18 protein-coding genes are annotated in these 20062 nt (G+C 35.3%); 12 read left to right on the top strand and 6 right to left on the bottom strand.

Annotation, left to right across the window (positions count from 1 at the left end):
• Positions 1 to 152 precede the first annotated feature (152 nt).
• The 6 genes from pdxH to ACFFIT_RS08205 form a co-directional block, all read right to left on the bottom strand.
• The gene (pdxH, locus tag ACFFIT_RS08180) at positions 153 to 815 is read right to left on the bottom strand and encodes a pyridoxamine 5'-phosphate oxidase (RefSeq protein WP_385877166.1); all 663 of its coding nucleotides are present in this window, start codon (positions 813 to 815) and stop codon (positions 153 to 155) included.
• Between the two features lie 186 nt (positions 816 to 1001).
• A complete protein-coding gene (locus tag ACFFIT_RS08185) occupies positions 1002 to 1631 on the bottom strand; it encodes a CDP-alcohol phosphatidyltransferase family protein (protein ID WP_385877167.1) in 630 nt (209 codons plus the stop codon).
• Between the two features lie 51 nt (positions 1632 to 1682).
• Positions 1683 to 3962: a dihydrolipoyl dehydrogenase family protein gene (locus ACFFIT_RS08190; protein ID WP_385877168.1), complete on the bottom strand. Its 2280-nt coding sequence runs from the start codon at positions 3960 to 3962 to the stop codon at positions 1683 to 1685.
• A 225-nt stretch (positions 3963 to 4187) separates the two neighbouring features.
• Positions 4188 to 5399, bottom strand: a complete 1212-nt coding sequence (gene msrB, locus ACFFIT_RS08195; RefSeq protein ID WP_385877169.1) for a peptide-methionine (R)-S-oxide reductase MsrB — start codon at positions 5397 to 5399, stop codon at positions 4188 to 4190.
• Between the two features lie 238 nt (positions 5400 to 5637).
• Positions 5638 to 6465, bottom strand: coding sequence for a DUF1365 domain-containing protein (locus ACFFIT_RS08200; protein ID WP_385877170.1), 828 nt, complete (start codon positions 6463 to 6465; stop codon positions 5638 to 5640).
• Positions 6466 to 6513: 48 nt separating this feature from the next.
• Positions 6514 to 7800, bottom strand: a complete 1287-nt coding sequence (locus ACFFIT_RS08205; RefSeq protein ID WP_385877172.1) for an NAD(P)/FAD-dependent oxidoreductase — start codon at positions 7798 to 7800, stop codon at positions 6514 to 6516.
• Positions 7801 to 8360: 560 nt separating this feature from the next.
• Here ACFFIT_RS08205 and ACFFIT_RS08210 point away from each other — a divergent pair.
• From ACFFIT_RS08210 to ACFFIT_RS08265, 12 genes are all read left to right on the top strand, one after another.
• Entirely contained in the window at positions 8361 to 9560 is a 1200-nt protein-coding gene (locus ACFFIT_RS08210; RefSeq protein ID WP_385877173.1) for a class I SAM-dependent methyltransferase, read from the top strand.
• A gap of 68 nt (positions 9561 to 9628) precedes the next feature.
• Positions 9629 to 10201 carry a DUF3833 domain-containing protein gene (locus ACFFIT_RS08215; RefSeq protein ID WP_385877174.1) on the top strand — a complete coding sequence of 191 codons (573 nt, stop codon included), beginning with the start codon at positions 9629 to 9631 and terminating at the stop codon, positions 10199 to 10201.
• Between the two features lie 178 nt (positions 10202 to 10379).
• Entirely contained in the window at positions 10380 to 11138 is a 759-nt protein-coding gene (locus tag ACFFIT_RS08220; RefSeq protein WP_385877175.1) for an SDR family NAD(P)-dependent oxidoreductase, read from the top strand.
• Positions 11139 to 11159: 21 nt separating this feature from the next.
• Positions 11160 to 11855 carry a winged helix-turn-helix domain-containing protein gene (locus tag ACFFIT_RS08225; RefSeq protein ID WP_385877176.1) on the top strand — a complete coding sequence of 232 codons (696 nt, stop codon included), beginning with the start codon at positions 11160 to 11162 and terminating at the stop codon, positions 11853 to 11855.
• A 13-nt stretch (positions 11856 to 11868) separates the two neighbouring features.
• Entirely contained in the window at positions 11869 to 13341 is a 1473-nt protein-coding gene (locus tag ACFFIT_RS08230; RefSeq protein WP_385877177.1) for a sensor histidine kinase, read from the top strand.
• 543 nt (positions 13342 to 13884) lie between these two features.
• A complete protein-coding gene (rpsB, locus tag ACFFIT_RS08235; protein ID WP_385877178.1) occupies positions 13885 to 14610 on the top strand; it encodes a 30S ribosomal protein S2 in 726 nt (241 codons plus the stop codon).
• 154 nt (positions 14611 to 14764) lie between these two features.
• The gene (gene tsf / locus ACFFIT_RS08240; RefSeq protein ID WP_385877179.1) at positions 14765 to 15622 is read left to right on the top strand and encodes a translation elongation factor Ts; all 858 of its coding nucleotides are present in this window, start codon (positions 14765 to 14767) and stop codon (positions 15620 to 15622) included.
• Between the two features lie 176 nt (positions 15623 to 15798).
• Positions 15799 to 16527 (top strand): UMP kinase, encoded by a 729-nt coding sequence (gene pyrH / locus ACFFIT_RS08245; protein WP_385877180.1) that lies wholly within the window; start codon positions 15799 to 15801, stop codon positions 16525 to 16527.
• Positions 16528 to 16582: 55 nt separating this feature from the next.
• The gene (gene frr, locus ACFFIT_RS08250; protein ID WP_385877181.1) at positions 16583 to 17146 is read left to right on the top strand and encodes a ribosome recycling factor; all 564 of its coding nucleotides are present in this window, start codon (positions 16583 to 16585) and stop codon (positions 17144 to 17146) included.
• An 86-nt stretch (positions 17147 to 17232) separates the two neighbouring features.
• A complete protein-coding gene (gene ispC, locus ACFFIT_RS08255) occupies positions 17233 to 18453 on the top strand; it encodes a 1-deoxy-D-xylulose-5-phosphate reductoisomerase (RefSeq protein WP_385877182.1) in 1221 nt (406 codons plus the stop codon).
• Between the two features lie 2 nt (positions 18454 to 18455).
• Positions 18456 to 19163 (top strand): undecaprenyl pyrophosphate synthase, encoded by a 708-nt coding sequence (gene uppS / locus ACFFIT_RS08260; RefSeq protein WP_385877183.1) that lies wholly within the window; start codon positions 18456 to 18458, stop codon positions 19161 to 19163.
• 45 nt (positions 19164 to 19208) lie between these two features.
• Complete coding sequence (locus tag ACFFIT_RS08265; protein WP_385877184.1) at positions 19209 to 20042, top strand: phosphatidate cytidylyltransferase; 834 nt, start codon at positions 19209 to 19211, stop codon at positions 20040 to 20042.
• Positions 20043 to 20062 lie beyond the last annotated feature (20 nt).

A 20062-nucleotide genomic window follows, 5' to 3' on the forward strand; every position in this document is an offset into this window, starting at 1 on the left:
AGAACTAACAGGCATAACCAGAGAAAAAATTATCGTGGGGTATGCACTTATGTCTTGAATTCACCAAAAAATGGAAATGCGCTTGTCTAACAAATCACAGTAACTAACGGTTGTAAATAGAGTCAGTATTATATCTTCTGCTGACTGTAAATTTAAGGAGATAATCTTGAAATTTCCCACGCCGTTCCTTCATTTTTATCCTTCAATTCATACTTGAATCTATCATGTAATCTATGTACTCCTCCTTGCCAAAACTCAATAGAGTGTAAAGCGATTTCATATCCCCCCCAATTATTTGGAAAAGGAACTTTTTCTTCTGCGTAAGTTTCACACAAATGATGATAGGTTTCTAAAAGAGGCTTTTTACTTTTTAGTTGAGTTGATTGTTTCGAGCTAATAGCCGCAATCTGACTCTCTTTAGGGCGACTATAAAAATAGTCTTTTGAAATATCAATTGAGGTTTTTTTTGCAATACCTATTGCAATTACTTGTCTTTCAAGCATATACCAAGGGAACAGCACACTGACTTGGTTATTATCGTCTATACAACGGGCCTTATTACTCTCGTAATTGGTAAAAAAGGTGATGCTGTGGGCGAGTTCATCTAAGGCTTTCATTAAAACGATTCTTGAAGACGGTTGGTGTTGTTTGTTTACTGTGCTTAATACAAATGCACTTGGATCAGGAATATTAGCTAATTTTGCCTCTTCCAACCATTTGATTAATAGTGTTAAAGGATTATTTGGTAACTCTTGACGTGTTAATTGGCCCTTATCATATTCTCTACGTAAGCTGGCAAGTTGCTTATTATCCATAAATAAATCCTCTGAATTTGAATCAAATTGTGCGCGTTTATTCAAGAAAAAAGTACACGCAGATAGGTTATATTGTTTAATTTAATGAATAAATATATCTCAACATAATAATTTATTGTCCTCGATAATATAACATAGGAGAAAAATATTTTTGAACTCGATAAGTTATATAAGAGTTTTATTTTATTATTTTAATGAACGCTCTTTAGATTGAATAGTTTTAAATCCAAAGTAAATACGCGTGAAGATAGTAATCGAGGCTAAAAAGGCAAATATCAGTGCTAAAAGAGAAAAATATGCCGGAAATATGCAAAAAGCACAAAAAAATAAAATGGTTTCCGTTCCTTCGGTCAGTCCATTTAAATAATAAAAACTTTTGTAGGCAAATTGAGGTCTATCAAGTTTAAATGTCTCTGCATGGATTGCAAAAGCTAAAAAACTGCTCCCCGTTCCTATAAATGTCATCAGCAAGATAGCAGCACTCAATGCATTTTCAGTTGGAGAGGCTATTGCAAATGCAACAGGTATTGAGGCATAAAAAAGGAAGTCCAGGCAAATATCTAAAAATCCGCCAGAAGGGGTATCTTCTTTTAAAGTTCTGGCCAGTGCCCCATCAAGTCCATCACAAAGGCGATTTATCATGATCCCTATTAGTCCGAACCAAAAATAACTTAAACTTATAGCAATTGCAGCCATTAGACCAATAATAAAACCCACTATTGTGATTTGGTTTGATTTTATTCCTTTATTAATTAACAGTTTAACTGTCGGTGTCAGTAAGGGCGTTAATTTGGGTGTAATTTTAGCATCCAGCATTAATATTAACTCGTTTTGTAGGTAAATTATCAGGATTAGAGTCAATTTGATTTAACGCCTATTCCATGTGTGATATTTTTTTAACCAATTAAGTGTCCAGGGCTTAATTCTACTCTTTTGCCATAAACCCGCAATATGTTTATTTCCTTCACTCCAAGTAGGGTAGGGGTGAGGAGTTCTTAAAATTTTCGATAGACCAAGTTTATATTTCATGGCTAGAGTAAATTCACTTAGCATATCATCAGCCCTTTTCGCTACGATGCAAACTCCAATAATCGAATCTGAATTAGGTACCGTGAGTACTTTTATAAAACCATGATTATCAAGCTCTGTAATTGCTCTATCAAGCTCATCTAACGAAAAATGAATCACATGATAGGGAATATTTTTCTCTTTTGCCTCTTTTTCAGTTAATCCAACCCGTGCAATACAAGGCGAAATATAAGTACAAACAGGCAAAATACTTTCGTCTACTTTGAATTTTTTAAATCGACCAAATAGAGCATTTACCGTAGCGTACCAAGCATGATGTGCTGCTAAATGGGTGAATTGTCGGCCTCCAACACAATCACCTGCAAGATAAATATTACTAAACGGTAGTTCTAAATATTCATTTGGTTCTTTATGTGTAATAACATGCGTATCATTTTTTGCAGTTTCTGTTGCACCATGATTTGACTTGCGCGTTAGGGATAAACTATTTATTCCTAGGTTCTCTAATCCAACCTCAGTCAGTCTAGGTTTTCTACCTATCGCCGTAATAAAAACATCAAAGTTCAGCAATGTCTCATTCTGAATTTCATGTTTATGCTGACGCCCGATGTCACATTTTTGATTAATCCTTGCATAGTAGGGTAAAATTGATTCCTTTGATTTATGCAGTGAGGTTATTTCAGCATTAAATAAGATATTAACCCCACTTTTGATTAAACTCTCTTTAGCTATTGTGATGACGTCATTATCCTCTTTACTGAGAATATTTTCCCCTCTGGCAATTATGGTCACTTGGATACCAAGGTGACTAAAACTCTGCGCCAGTTCCAAAGCAATAGGACCAGATCCTTGTATGAGTATATGGCGAGGTTTTTTAGTTCTAGCAGAAAAGGCATCCCAAAGAGTATCTGTTGTCAAAGTGGGAACCTCCTCAATACCAGGTATAAGGGGCATTTTTGGCTCAGAACCTGTGGCAATAATGATGCTTTTGGTTGTTACTGTTTTCGTCCCACCTTGTCTACCAGTGATATTTATTTGCCAAGGTGTGATAATTTGAGCATTCCCTATGACCACCTCAACACCTAAGTCGGTATAGCGTTCTATACTGTCTTTGGGAGCTATTTTAGCAATTCTTTGCGTGATTGATTTAAACAAATGTACGAAATCTTCATCGGTCAAATCTATGATTCGTTTTTGCACAAATCCTTTAGAACCAAGCTCCCTTGCCGCATGGAAATAGGCCGCACTACTTATTAACGATTTACTTGGAACACACCCATGATTGAGACAATCACCACCCATCTTATCTCGTTCAATTAATAGAACCCTAGCCTTTACACTAGAGGCAATATAGCTACTTACAAGGCCAGCTGCGCCGGCGCCTATGACAACTAGGTTGTAATCAAAGTGATTAGGCTGTGTAAACGGTTTAAGTTGTTTTTTTCTCTTAACAAAGGAGAGGGTCTTCTTTATCACAATAGGGAATAAGCCTAACAAAGTCAGTGTAATAAGTATGGGAGGGGAAAATATATCTTCCATTTGTTTTATTTTGGAAAGTTCTGTGCCTGCAAAAACGAAAATCATGGTGCCGGGCAACATGCCTATTTGGCTAATTAAATAGAATCTTAGAGAATTAAATTTTGTCAATCCCATCACAATATTGATGAGGAAAAAAGGAAATATAGGAATGAGCCTTAGTGTTAAGAGGTAGAGCCATCCTTCTTTATCTAGACCTTGATTTATTTTTTCGAGAGAGTCTCTAAATTTGTTCTGTAATAGGTTACGTAATAAATACCTTGAGGATAAAAATGCAATAGTTGCACCTAGGCTTGAGGCAAATGAGACAATCAAAAGCCCAGTGGTAAAACCAAAAAGTGCGCCTGACAAAAGTGTTAAGATAGCAGCTCCAGGTAATGAAGCACTGACCATAACAAGATAAATAATAAAAAACAGAGTAGCATAATATAAATAGTTAGTGGGGGACTCATGTAGGGTTATCTGCCATTGTCTATAGTGATTTTGAATTCTATCTAATGTTAAATGGTCTGAGACATCAAAATAAAAAAAAGCGGCTATTAGTAACAACCAAAGAAGAATAATCGCTATTTTTTTGAACATTTTAATATCCTTAAGTGAAAATAAAAACGGCGTAATATCGCTACGCCATCTTAAACGAAAACTAATGCATCAGTTAGACTGGAGTATACTAAATTCAAATCAAGAGGCGGGTTTCAATATTACTGCTCGCCCAATCAATAGCAATTAGAATAATATTGTTTCCTGCAACTATGAGTAATTTTAGTATAAAAGTATTAAATCAATTTATCTACCAGTGAATAAAAGTTATGCTTTATCAAATAAACTTAAATATTTGCCATATCCTTTTTCAGCAAGTTCAACTTTAGGAATAAAACGCATACTGGCTGAATTCATACAGTATCTGAGTCCAGTTGGCGCAGGGCCATCATCAAATACATGCCCTAAATGAGAGTCACCAAATTTACTTCTTACTTCTGTACGTTTCATAAAAAAGCTGTTGTCTTCTTTTTCTACTATGAAATTGTCATCAATGGGTTTTGTAAAGCTTGGCCAACCTGTGCCAGAATCATATTTATCAGTTGATGAGAATAGAGGTTCACCGCTGACAATATCTACATAGATGCCTTCTTCTTTAAAATCCCAATAGCGGTTATCAAAAGGTTTTTCGGTGCCATCTTCTTGTGTTACCTTATATTCAATATCACTTAGCATTGCTTTAATTTCTGCATCAGAAGGGCGTTTGTATACTACATCATTACCAGTTAAAAGGCTAACATCAGCATTTTTATCAGTTGGCATTGTCCCTTTTTTCTCATCAATTAACTGGCGTAAAGTAATTGGATTAGTTTTTCTATCTATACCGAAAATTCCATCTAGATATTGGTCACGACCAGAACCATGGCGATAATAACGATAGCGTAAAGGATTGTTAATGTAATAATCTTGATGATAATCTTCAGCTACATAAAAAGTATCTAGTTTGATAAATTCTATTTTTAAGGGTTGTGGAAATATTTTGGCCGCATCAACTTCAGCAATGAAACGCATCGCTTCGGCTTTTTCTTCTTCAGAGCCATAGAAAATAGCAGGACGATAGTGTTTCCCCCTGTCGACAAATGAACCTTCTGAGTCAGTGGGATCAATGCCACGCATGAAAGCATCAAGCATAGCTTCATAACTTAGCACAGTAGGATCGTAAGTGACCTCGATGACTTCTAGATGACCTGTTGTACCGGAAGATACTTCTTCATAAGTTGGATTTTTTGTTGTGCCGCCAGCATAACCTGAAACAACATCAATGACACCTTCGATTTTTTCCATATCTGCTTCAGTACACCAAAAGCACCCACCGGCAAGAACAGCTTTTGCATATTGGCCATTATTCTCTTGCTTATTAGCTGTTTCATTAGCATGACTAAAAGGAGAAAAGATATAGAGTAAAGGGATAACTATCATCATTATGATGAGTGCTCCCCATTTTGTTAGCCTTAAATTAGACACAGTTGGGTTATTCATAGACACTCCTAAGCATCAAGTTTATAAAATAATACGTAAAACTAATAAAATAAATTAAATAAGGAATGTTGCATCCTAGTGTAAGACTAACAAATTCATATTTACCTAAAGACTACTTTCAAATTAAATTAAATTAATGTTTTAGTTATGTTTGTTACCAGCTAGTCTGAGTATTAGGTAAAGTTTTTTGTGCAAGTGCTATTCTTCTACCAGTAGTAAGATCGCAAGGGTTCGCTAGCTAATCATAACTTTTAGAATCTTTGTGTTTTGATTGTTCAGGTAGTTTATGAAAAGTGATTTTTTTGAAGAGTAACTTAATCGCTTGATAGTGGATTAATGTTATTGCTTTGAGCGTTACTAAAGGTGATCGCCAAAAGGCTTTATTTAGGTTTTTCTTAGTCAAAGAGGAAAAATTTCCTTTTAATGAGGTAACCAGCATTTTATTATTATCTTTGTCGTAGTAATCGATATTGATATAAAGTAAGTCATCTGTAATATCAAAACGAAAAAGATACTTCCCTTCTCTAGGTAAAAAGGGAGAAACATGGAAGCATTTATCGGCATTAATCCAAATACATGGTTCAATATTCCCTTGATTTTTATCGTGTTTACTTTGAGATGTTATAGGGGGTAAACATACATAAGTGTGAGTTTGACCAAAGGTGTTATTTACCTCGCAAATAATAGTCTTAATATTTTTATTCTCATCTTTGCATACCCAAAAACTCACAGGGTTGAAAACATAACCGAAAATTCTCGGCATGCAAATGAGAGTAATATCTTCGTATAAGGGGCACTCATATTTAGCTAACAAATCATGTGCCCATTGTTTTAAGCTGCGTTCGTCTCGATAACCATGATCTTTTGGATTAAAACTATGTCGATTATAGTGGTGTTGCCCAATTGGCAATTCCGTCCTTTTAGATGCATTATCAATTAATTCAAGGGGTAGTGATAGGTAATAGACATGATATTTGAATGCATTTACTTTTGGTAAAAAGCGTTTGTGCATGACTTCTGCATTGAGTACTTTTGCATCGGTTATTAGCGTGTCGGTATTTAACATGATTATTTCCTTAATCATCACTCGTTAGGCATTATCCCTAAAGCCTTTTTATCCTTTATGTTTCGGATTTATTTGCCAAGGAGGAGAAATTCCCATTTTTGCAGCTACATTGACGGCACTTAAAAGACCATCTTCGTGGAATCCATATCTTTGCCAAGCACCACAATACCAGATTTTATTTGTCCCTTGAATTTCGTCTATTCTTTTTTGTGCATTAATAGCACTTTGATCGAATTTTGGGTGCTCAAATTGATGAGATTCAAAAGTCAGAGCATCTCTAGGAGGGTTTAACGGATTTAATGTGACAAGAATAGGGCTTTGGGTATTTAAAGGTTGTAAATTATTCATCCAATAAGTCAAACATAGCTCATCTTGCTTAGAGGCTTTTTCATTTGATAGATAGACCCAACTAGACCAAGCTTTTTTACGTTTGGGCATAAAATCAGAGTCTTGATGCGCAAACGTAATATTAGGTTGATAGTGAATGTTGCCTAAGATTTGCTTTTCTTGTTCTGTCGGATTCTTCAATAGGTTAAGGGCTTGATCACTATGACAGGCAAATATGACTTCATCAAACTGAACTGGTGGCTTATCACTAAAAGTTATGGTGACTTTTTCATTTTCACGGAATACAGAGTCAATTTGGCTATTGAGTTCAATAGTTCCTTTTAATTTAGAGATAATGCGCTTAACATATTCTCTGCTGCCACCTTTAACTGTAAACCATTGTGGTTGATCATTCACAGTTAAAAGGCCATGGTTATCAAAAAATTGAATCATAGTTTTGGCTGGAAATCTTAGCATATCTTCAAGAGGAGTACTCCAGATTGCACCACCCATTGCAAGCAAATAGTAGTTTTTAAACCATTCGCCAAGACCTAGTTCTTCTAAACATTGCTGCATGCTAGCATTAGGGTTTTTATCAACAAAATAGAGGGCTTCTTTGTTAAACCTCAAAACATCTTTAAGCATTTTATAAAATTTGGGATTAAAAAAATGGCTCTTTTGCGCAAAAAGATAACTCAGTTTTCTTGTACCATACTCAATTTGTCCCTCATTAATACTTACACCAAATGACATATCACTTTTTGAGATAGGTACATGTAAATGTTCAAATAGGGCTGTTAAATGTGGATAATTTCGATAATTAAATACAATAAAACCTGTATCTACTGCAATAGATTGGCCTTCGGACTCAACATCGATTGTGCGGCTGTGTCCTCCTAGATAATCATTTTTTTCAAAAAGTGTTATATCGCAATGAGAGTTAAGAATATACGCTGCACCCAATCCTGATATGCCGCCACCGATAATTGCAATTTTTTTTCTGCTCATTTTGACCCTTGCTGTATTATGTTAACTGATGATTATTTTATCATATTCTTAATTCTTAATTCTTAATTCTTAATTCTTAATTCTTAATTCTTAATTCTTAATTCTTAATTCTTAATTCTTAATTCAATATTGTAGGCTAAATTCATAGCATACGGAATTATGTACTTCTTTGAAGTATATTGAATGTAATGACTATTTTTAATAGTAAAGCGTAACTTTTATAGAAACATAAAATTGGTTTCTTTCATTTTAATAGCAACAAGAATGACTAATTGATGTAATCTAATTGCACTGCTCTATAATTAATTCATAATATAGCTAAAGTATATCTTTCGAGTTGATAAGTCTCAAATTACATATAATTAATATACACGCAACATCATTTAAAGTGGTAGAGTGTTATACTTGTTGAAGAAACGCAATTAAAAATAATCCAAATAACGTAAACTAGTTGAATTCACCCATTTTTAACTGTTATTTTTGTAGTTTGCATTTTATTTGAAAATTGATTTAACTATTAAATGAGTTGATAGAGCATCTATTGCCATTTGAGGGGTATTATGATTAGTCAAACATTAAAAACAAAATCTACAGATGTTTTTTTAAATGCATTATCCTGCCTAAATACAGGGACGTTAAAACTCACGTTACCTAATGGCAAAATTTATGAGTTTGAAGGACAAAATAATGGTCCTCATGGGCAAATTGAAATTCATGATTTTAGTGTCATTTCTCATTTGGCATTAAAAGGGGATATCGCGTTCGCTGAAGATTATCGAGACGGTAAATGGGATAGCCCTGACATTGCTAGTTTAATAGAATGCGCTATTTTGAATTATGATGCTTTATCTAGATACATTTCAGGAAGTTGGTTGCAGCGTTTTTTAAGCCAAATTTATTATTTGTTTAAAAAAAATACCAAGAAAGGTAGCCGTAAAAACATTCATGCTCATTATGATTTAGGGAATGAATTTTATAAATTATGGCTCGATAAAACAATGACATACTCCTCTGCATTATACTTAAATGATACAGAAGATTTATCATCGGCCCAAAATAATAAATACGACAGAATTTTACATCGTGTTGCTGATGCAGGCGAAAATGTGTTAGAAATTGGCTGTGGTTGGGGTGGGTTTGCTGAAAGATTAGCAAGTTCTACTGCTAAAGAAACATCGAACCTTAGGTTAAAAGGTTTAACCATTTCCCCTTCTCAATTAGCTTTCGCCCAACACAGATTAAAGCCTTTTGAGCAACGGGTAGATTTAGTATTAGAAGATTATAGGGACGTAAAAGGAAAATTTGACTCAATTGTATCCATTGAAATGTTTGAAGCGGTAGGAGAAGAGTATTGGAAAACCTATTTCGATAGAGTTAAATCATTACTTACTCAGAAGGGTAAAGCAGTTATTCAAACGATTACGATTGATGATCCTTTCTTTGAAGATTATCGAAAAAGTGGCGATGCGATAAGGAGCTTTATATTCCCTGGTGGTATGCTTCCTAGTCCTAGTCGCTTTGAGCAAGTAGCAAATGATTCAGGATTGAGTGTTACAGACAAATTTTTCTTTGGTCAAGACTATGCCACTACGCTATTAGTTTGGCTGAAAAACTTTGATGAACAGAAAGAAATTATTTTATCCCAAGGTTTTGATACCCCATTTATTCGATTATGGCGATTTTATCTTGCTTATTGTGCAGGTGCTTTTCGTGCGCAAAGAATTAATGTTATGCAAGTCGAATTAAAGCCTAATAGTTAATTTTGAGCTAAAGAATATATCTTACAGTTCAAAACTTCCTTAATAAATTCTCAATAAGGGAAAATAAAATGAGCATAAAAAAAATTATAGCCAGTTTAAGCGCACTTCTTGCCGGCTGTGGCGGCATTGATGGTCAGCAATATACTGAATTGTCTCCTGAGCTTAAATTAGAGTCCTATTTCAATGGCCCAATAAAAGCTTGGGGATTTATTCAAGATCGCAGTGGAAACGTAATAACTCGTTTTGATGTGGTTATGGAAGGCTCTTGGGATGGGAATAAAGGACGACTAGATGAAGTTTTCACTTACTATGATAATGGTAAAGTACAAAATAGAACCTGGGAAATTACTAAAATTGATGAATTTACCTATGAAGGTAAAGCGGGAGATATACTAGGTACAGCTAAAGGCAGTGCGCATGGAAATGCAATAAACTGGGTTTATGAAATGGACGTACCAGTGGATGATACGACTTATCGCTTAAAATTTGATGATTGGATGTGGGCAATGAATGACGGCGTTGTCATCAATCGCTCTTATATGAAAAAATTTGGCATTACCGTTGCTGAATTAACCGTATTTATGCAAAAGGTACCAGATGGAAGTATTTCCTTAAAACCAAGCAAAGATTCATCACTTTAAAATAAGAAGGGTAAACCTAAACAACAGTACATAAACACTATTCAATAAGTCTGAATTCAACATAGTTGATTAAATAGGCAAATTGGACAACATGACAGATATAAAATTATTACTCTGTAATATTAACTTGAACCTTCTTTTTACAAGTGGAAATCATTCGTGTTGAGGTAACTAAAATATGGCTCAGATGAAAACTAAAACTATTTGGATATTAGGGGCTAGCAGTGGTATAGGCTATGAACTAGCAATCTTATTAGCTAAGCAAAGCCATCAGCTTATTTTAAGTGCTCGCAATGAGAAACTCTTATCTGAACTTCATGATAAATTGCAACCAACTGCTAGTGTTGAGCATTTAGTTGTGCCTTGTGATTGTAGTGATTATGAAAATCTAAAAGAGGCAAAGGCTTTGATTAGCGAGAGAATCAAACGTATTGATAGTGTGATTTTTATGGCAGGTCAATATGAGCCATTATCTATTCTGGACATACAGAAAAAACATATTGATAGCATCATTAAAACAAATCTTAATGGACCAATGTACCTTACCGAATTAGTACTTCAAGAACTACTTACACAAAAAGAGAGTCAACTGATTTTCTGTGCAAGTGTCGCAGGTTTTGTCGGTTTACCAAATGCACAACCCTATTCAGCTTCTAAAGCAGCTCTAATTAATTTTGTACAATCATTGCATGCAGAGCATGCCAAAGATATTGATATTAAAATAATTAATCCTGGTTTTGTTAAAACACCGCTAACTGATAAAAATAGCTTTAAAATGCCTTTCATCATTACCGCACAAGATGCGGCCGAATCGATTATGAAATCTATTCATAAGCGTAATGTATTTGAAATTCATTTCCCCAAAAAATTCACGTTCATTATGAAATTATTAGCGCTTTTACCTTATCGTGTCTTGCATAGATTAGTAAAGCGTTAATTCAACTTAGAGATAGCCTAAATGAGATTACTAGTTATAGAAGATGATGTTAAAGTCGCTCAATTTATTCAAAAAGGGTTCAAAGAGTTAGGCCACAGTGTAGACTTGGCCTGTGAGGGCAAAAAAGGCCTTTTTTTAGCAATGACAGAAGCTTATGATGCGATAATTTTAGATAGGATGTTACCTGAGGTAGATGGATTGACTATATTACAAACTCTTCGCGCATCTAACCATAAAACTCCAGTGCTCATTTTAAGTGCCCTGGGTAAAGTAGATGACAGAGTTAAAGGATTACGCTCAGGTGCTGATGATTACCTCGCCAAACCGTTTGCCTTTGAAGAGCTTTTAGCTAGAATAGAAATTTTAATTGAACGTTGCTCTAAACAAGATATCAGACAGACACAATTGGTGGCATTTGATTTAGTGATGGATTTATTAGCAAGGCGAGTTTCTAGAGCTGGTATGGAAATTGACCTTCAATCTAGAGAATTTCGTTTACTAGAATATTTACTACGACATAAAGGACAGATGGTCACTAGAACTATGCTTCTTGAGCATGTATGGGATTATCATTTCGATCCGCAAACTAATGTAATTGATGTTCATATTAGTCGTTTACGTAACAAAATTGATAAAGGCTTTGAGCAAAAAATAATAAAAACTATACGTGGTTCTGGATATATCATAGAAGATAATTCAGCATCTAATCCCCTTTAAATGCAAATGATTTATGTCTAGAACTATCAAAAATTTTCGTCAAAGCTCTAGTTTTTTTATGGCAACGCTCTGTTCTATTTTATTACTTGCTGTAGCAGGGTTTGTCTTTTATTTTACTCATGTAGTAAACAGTGATGCTTTTTTAGCAGAATCAAGAGCTGCGATTGATGCAAAAATAGAAAAGTTGATATTGCTAGAGCAGATTGATAAAGAAGCACTCTTTATGATGCTCTCAATGCAAGAAGATAATCCCCAAGATGATTTTGTTTATGCTCTTTTTTCTGAAAATAAATCACTTTTAAGTGGTGATAAAGACTTTTGGACTCCCTTACTCGCGCAATTAGAAAAAAAACAGGCCTCATTAACACAATACCAAATTGCTCGAGAAAAAGCAGCAGACTCCTCTTCACAATTTCAACGACTAGAAAGCCTAGCACTTGAAAAAAACTATTTATCTAAAGTTGTTCAATTGGATTCGCGTAATTACTTAGTGGTTGCTAGGAATATTGATGAATTTAGAACGGCTAGGTGGTTTGCCATGACTTTTGGCTGGGTAGTTTTAGTTATAACTCTCGTACTTATTTTATGCTTTTATGTGATAGGGCAATTTGTAGTAAAAAAAGTGAATTCGATTTCCCAAATAGCGAATGAAATTGTAACGACAGGAAATATCAGTAAGCGAATCGTTCGTGATAGTCATTGGGATGATTTGAGTAAACTAGAAATTGTGCTGAATAAATTGCTTGATGAAATTGAATCATTAATGCTTGGCATGAAAAAAGTGACTGATGATATTGCTCATGATTTAAGAACACCTCTCACGCGATTAAGAAACTCCTTAGAAACGGTTGAACCTGCAAATTTGAGAGAAGATCTATTAAGGGAAGCAGATCTTTTACTCGCTATGTTTAATGGCTTACTGCGTATTACTGAAATTGAAAGTGGTAGAAGACGATCTGCCTTTGAATGGTTATCATTAGACGAAATTGTCAGTGATGCAGAAGCTTTTTATGCCCCTTTAGCTGATGAAAAAAACATCTCAATTAATTGTATGATTAAATCCACTCGATTTTTTGGCGATAGAAATTTATTATTCCAAATGTGTATAAACTTAATTGATAATGCCTTGAAATACACTCCGAATGGCGGGGCTATTGATATTACACTATTGGCACGCGATGCTGAAATAGTATTGAAAATAAAAGATACAGGCTGTGGCATAGACACTAAAGAAATAGCACATATATTTAAAAGATTATATCGAGTTGAATCAAGTCGCCACAGTCAGGGTAATGGACTGGGTTTATCAATTGTTGAAGCCATTGTTCATCTTCATAATGGCATGATAACAGTAGAAAACTTAAACCAAACTGACTCAAGAAAAATCAGTAAAGAGCGTCTCAATCAAGTGGAAAAAAACTATCCTCTTGAGCACACTCTTAAAGGCACTTTGTTTACAGTGAGTTTTCCTTTACCAAACAGTTGATACAACTATTATAGTGCGAGTATTTCGACAAATTTTTACGTCAAGACCTGCTGTATTTTATTTGCGATTCTAGATATTTGGCTATAAAGATAAAACATTTTTACAAATAAGATAACGATTTATAATATTGAGATAATCAGCATTGATGCCCCGCCATTAGTTATAAATTAAATACCAATTTAGATAACCTGATTAAGTTCTTAGTTATAACTGCCTCAATTAAATATTTTGTTGAAAAAAGGAAAATGCTAGCCTTTTTGTCTGTGATATGGTATAAATCGCGCCGCAAAGTTCTATTAGGTATTTTTTGCTTTATATTTTATTTTTAGCAGTGAATAATACGTACTGATGGCGATAATGCGATAACCGCTGACGTAATCTTAATATTACGTATGTGTAAATACACACATGCATCGACACAATTACCGGGGTGCTCCGCTGATGGGAAATATAGCAGTTTGCTGCTAAATTACACCGTCAATCGAGTCGGTTAATTGGGATGTATGGAGGCAAAACCCCAACTTTATTATATAGAGGTCTATTATGACAACAGTTTCAATGCGCGATATGCTTCAAGCAGGCGTCCACTTTGGTCACCAAACTCGTTACTGGAATCCAAAAATGAAACCTTTCATTTTTGGTTCACGCAACCGTGTTCATATCATCAATCTTGAAAAAACAGTTCCTATGTTTAATGCGGCATTAGCTGAATTAAGCAAAATTTCTGCACGTAAAGGAAAAGTTTTATTCGTTGGTACTAAACGTGCTGCGGGTGAAGCAATCAAAGAAGCTGCGAAAAGCTGTGATCAGTATTATGTAAATCACCGTTGGTTAGGTGGTATGTTAACTAACTGGAAAACAGTACGTCAATCAATTGGTTTGTTAAAAGATTTAGAAAAACAATCTCAAGATGGTACTTTTGAAAAGTTAACCAAAAAAGAAGCATTACTTCGTACTCGTGAGCTAGAAAAATTGGAAAATAGCTTAGGTGGTATCAAAGACATGAATGGTCTTCCTGATGCACTTTTCATCATCGATGCTGAACATGAGCATATTGCTATTAAAGAAGCAAATAACTTGGGTATTCCTGTTTTTTGCGTAGTTGATACGAACTCTAACCCAGATGGCGTTGATTACATCATTCCTGGTAATGATGATGCTATTCGTGCAATTACACTTTACCTAACTGCAGCAGCTGATGCTGTTCGTCAAGGTCGTTCACAAGAAGTTGAAATTATTCCTGCTGCTACAGAGAGCGTTGCTGAATAATTATCAAACTGATTGAATTATTAATTTGTTTGATTTTTTGCAAGGCCAAATGATTAAATTCAATTGATTAATACATTAAAAGGCCTTATATAGGCCTTTTTTATTTAAATTTTTGTTATTCAAAATAACCAACCTATTCTAAGAGGATTTAAATATGGCAGATATTACTGCGGCACTCGTAAAAGAACTGCGTGAACGTACCGGTGCAGGTATGATGGAATGTAAAAAAGCACTAGTTGAAAGTAATGGTGATATTGAATTAGCGATTGATAATATGCGTAAGTCAGGTCAAGCAAAAGCAGCTAAAAAGTCTGGACGTGTTGCAGCTGAAGGCATCATTTTAGCTAAAGTTGCTGATTGCGGTACTTATGGTGTTTTAGTTGAACTTAACTGTGAAACTGACTTCGTTGCAAAAGATTCAGGTTTCGTCGCTTTTGGTAACGAAGTCGTAGATGCGGTACTTGCTGGTAAGATGTCAGACATTGCAGCAGTTCAAGCAAAATTCGAAGATCAACGTACTGCACTAGTGGCTAAGATTGGTGAAAATATCACTATCCGCCGAACTTCTGTTGTGGAAGGTGAAAAATTAGGTTCTTATTTACATGGCGCGCGTATTGGTGTTATCGTTGCAGCAAAAGGTGCTGATGAAGAAACAATTAAGCACGTTGCTATGCATATTGCAGCAAGCAAGCCTGATTATGTCAAACCAGAAGATGTCCCAGCTGACGTTGTAAACCGTGAGCATCAAATTCAATTAGACATTGCAATGCAATCAGGTAAACCTCGTGATATCGCTGAAAAAATGGTTGAAGGCCGTATGCGTAAATTTACAGGTGAAGTTTCTTTAACAGGTCAGCCATTTGTTATGTCTCCAGACAAAACAGTTGGTCAAATGCTGCAAGAAAAAGGCGCTGATGTCTCTAACTTCGTACGTTTTGAAGTCGGCGAAGGTATTGAGAAAGTTGAAACTGACTTTGCAGCTGAAGTTGCTGCAATGAGTAAAGGTGTTTAATTTTAGCTTTTAGTTTAATTTAGATCTATTTTTTAGGGGTGTTATTGCACTGACATTAACACCTCTTTTATTTATTATCAGCTTAGTATTTATCATTGTGTTGTGTGTTGATTTTTTCGCAGTCAATGATAAGTATTAATTGTTATATAGTTAAAAACATTAAAAAGAGGCCTAGCATGACAAATCAACCTTCCCCCCTTTATCACCGAATTCTTTTAAAATTGAGTGGAGAAGCCTTGCAGGGAAGCGAAGGCTTTGGAATCGATCCTGCAATTTTAGATAGAATGGCTCGAGAAATTAAAGAGTTATTAGATTTAGGTGTTCAGGTCGGTGTTGTTATTGGTGGAGGAAATCTTTTTCGTGGTGCAGGGTTGGCTAAAGCAGGTATGAATCGAGTGGTAGGAGATCATATGGGAATGTTAGCGACTGTTATGAATGGTCTTGCAATGCGTGATGCTTTGCATAGAGCGAATATTAATGCTAAGTTAATGTCAGCAATCTCTCTTACAGGAGTCTGCGAAGATTACAACTGGGCTGATGCGATTGGATTTTTAAAAGAGAGAAAGGTGGTTATTTTCTCTGCAGGTACAGGCAATCCTTTTTTTACTACTGACTCTGCTGCGTGTCTTAGAGGAATTGAAATAGAAGCAGATGTTGTTTTAAAAGCGACTAAAGTTGATGGGGTTTATGACGCTGATCCTGAAAAAAATCCTAACGCGAAGATGTTCAGCCATCTGACTTATCAAGAAGTTTTAGAAAAAGAGTTAAAAGTGATGGATCTTGCTGCGTTTACGCTAGCAAGAGATCATAAAATGCCGATAAGAGTTTTTAATATGAATAAACCAGGCGCTTTACGTAATGCCATTTTAAGTGAATCAGAAGGTACCTTAATCAATGAATTTTAAGGTGCCATGTAAAACAATACATTTGAAATTTTATCAATAAAATTAGGAAAAAATTATGCAAACAATTAAAGACATCACGAAAGATGCAGACAGCAGAATGGAAAAATGCTTAGAAGCATTTAAAAATAATATTTCAAAAATTCGTACTGGCCGTGCAAGTCCAAGTATCCTTGATGGTATTCATGTTGATTATTATGGTTCCTCAACACCACTACGTCAACTAGCCAGCATCACTGCAGAAGATGCAAGAACGCTTGTCATTAATGTATTTGACAGAACTGTAGGCCCTTTAGTGGAGAAAGCAATTATTAACTCAGATTTGGGATTAAATCCTTCTTCTGCTGGGACATCAATTAGAGTTCCGTTACCGCCTCTTACAGAAGAACGTCGTAAAGATTTAATCAAAATTGTTAAAGCAGAAGCAGAGCAAGGAAGGGTTTCGGTAAGAAATGTTCGCCGTGATGCTAATGATAAATTAAAAGCACTTTTAAAAGACAAAGAAATCAGTGAAGATGACGAGCGTCGTGCACAAGATGAAATTCAAAAAATGACTGATGCAGTCATTAAAAAAGTAGATGTAGCACTGGCTGAAAAAGAAACTGAACTAATGAGCTTCTAAAATAGGTCTGATTGAGGCTTAACTCTCATGGGGAAAAGATTGCCCCCATGCATTTTACAATCTTTGTAGTTTAGCGAGTTTTTGGCATGAAACAATATATCGCCATTTTAGGTTCAACTGGCTCTATTGGGGAAACAACCCTTAGAGTGATAGATGCTCATCAGGACAAATATGAGGTGTTTGCATTAATTGCAGGGATCAATGTTGCTTTGATGTTTGAACAGGCACTGAAATACAAACCTGCCTATATTGTCATGGCAAATCAACAGGCATCTGACGAGTTAAAAAAGCGATTTATTGTGCACTTTAAAGATCGTCCAAAGGAATTCTCCTGTGAGATTTATCATGGAGAAGAAGCCATGTGCCAAGTCGTTGCAATGGGAGAAATAGATCAAGTAGTTGCAGCGATAGTCGGTGGAGCTGGCCTCATTCCTACCCTTGCGGCTGTGAAAGCTGGTAAACGTATTTTGCTTGCTAATAAAGAATCTCTTGTGATGGCAGGTGATTTTTTTATGCAAGCAGTCAAAGAGAACAAGGCAACTATATTGCCAATAGATTCAGAGCATAACGCCATTTATCAATCTTTACCTGAAGCATTACAACAGCCATTAGGACAAAAAGCCCTTCGAGATGCAGGCATAAAATCTTTGATATTGACTGGTTCGGGAGGCCCTTTTTTAAAACGTAATTTGTCCACTTTTTCCGACATTACAGTAGCAGAAGCAATTGCTCACCCAAGATGGAGTATGGGAAGTAAAATTTCTGTTGACTCTGCTACTATGATGAACAAAGGATTAGAATTTATTGAAGCAAGGTGGTTATTTAATGCCAGTGCAGAAGAAATCGAAATTGTTCTGCATCCTGAATCCATAATTCATTCTATGGTTAGATATCTTGATGGCAGTGTGATTGCTCAAATGGGGAATGCTGATATGGCCATTCCAATCAGTCATGCGTTAAATTATCCAGTAAGACGTCATTCACCTGCTAATGGCATCGATTTTTTTCAGCAAGGTACACTGACCTTCATCGAACCAGATCCTAAAAGGTACCCATGTTTATTTTTAGCTAAAGAGGCTTCTAATAGCGGGCAAGTGGCAACAACGATTTTGAATGCTGCTAATGAAATGATTGTTGATGCTTTTTTGCATCAACGAGTCTCTTTTAATCAAATCTATGAATTAAATCTCCATGCACTAGAAACAATGAGTTTTCAGAATCCTTCTAATGTTGAAGATCTGATCCTAATAGATACAATAGCTAGGATTAAAACCACAGAGATTATCAATAAAAAGGCCTTAGTTTAATCATGGAAAATCTAAATATCCCGGAGCATGTTGCCATTATTATGGATGGCAATGGGCGCTGGGCCAAATTACGTGGTAAAATGCGCATTACAGGTCATAGGGCTGGAGCGAATGCAGTAAGATCTACAGTGCGTGCAGCGATAAAAAATAATATAAAAATGCTGACACTGTATGCATTTAGCAGTGAGAATTGGAAAAGACCTAGTGCTGAGGTTAAGGCTTTGATGGAGTTGTTTTTGCGTTCATTAAAAAATGAAGTGCCTAAATTACACGAAAATAACATTAAGCTAAAAATTATTGGGGATGTGAGTGCTTTTAGTGATCGTTTACAAAGCGAAATAAAAATAGCAGAAAGTTTAACAGAAGATAATGATGGTTTAATTTTAAATATTGCTGCTAATTATGGAGGACGCTGGGATATTACTCATGCACTAAAAAATATTACGGATAAGCTTAAAAGTGGTGAACTTGATGTTAATACCATAACTGAGAAATTAATTGACAATGAAATTCAACAGCATTCTGTCCCTGATGTTGATTTATTAATAAGGACAGGTGGGGAATTTCGTGTAAGTAATTTTCTGCTATGGCAAATTATTTATGCTGAACTTTATTTTACAGACATCTATTGGCCTGATTTTAACGAAGAAGCATTCAATGAGGCAATTAAAACTTTTAGCCAGCGGGTCAGACGATTTGGTGGCATTTAAAGATTTAGCTTGAGTGTTATCTTCAAATGCTTATAAGGAGCTTAAGTGTTTAAACAACGATTAATATCATCATTAATTTTAATACCTATTGCAATTTTGTCACTTTTTTATTTTAAAGAGATTTGGTTTACTGCTATGTTAGCCATGATTGGAGGATTGGCTGTGTGGGAATGGTCAAGAATGATGAAACTTGATGATCCTAGATTGAGAATATTTCTGGGTGGACTATTTACAGCAAGTGTTATTCTGATTGCTGTTGTACTTAATCCTACTCAAAAGGCACTTGTCAATCATATGATATTGAGTATTTCTGTTGGATGGTGGATAGCTGCGATTGGCTTAGTTTTAACCTATCCAAAATCTTCAATGGTATGGGAACACGGCTATTTATTAAAAGTCCTATTTATATTTTTTATCCTATTACCTTTTATCGTTGCTATGGTTGAATTGCGAGATAAAAGTCCATGGTGGGTTTTGTATGTTTTAGTGTTGGTTTGGACAAGTGACACTGGGGCATACCTTGTAGGAAAAAAATGGGGTAAACATAAAATGGCACCGAAGGTTTCACCAGGTAAAACATGGCAAGGATTTGCTGGCGCCATCGTTCTGTCGTCTTTATTGCCTATTTCAGTGAGTGTTTTATACCCTCAATTTATTGAAATTAAACCTATTATCTTTGTGTTGATCTCCTTAATTACGGTGATAGTGTCAGTCTTTGGTGATTTAGCTGAAAGTATGTTTAAACGTAATGGTGGGATTAAGGACAGTAGCAATCTTATTCCAGGTCATGGGGGAGTGCTAGATAGAATTGATAGCCTTACTGCAGCAGTTCCAATTTTCTTTGTGTTGTTTCAATATATCCATAATCTAGCAGCTTAAAACTCGTTAGATAAAAACAT

The sequence above is a fragment of the Thorsellia kenyensis genome (assembly GCF_042432445.1).
In the GTDB taxonomy this organism is placed as follows: Bacteria; Pseudomonadota; Gammaproteobacteria; order Enterobacterales; family Thorselliaceae; genus Thorsellia; species Thorsellia kenyensis.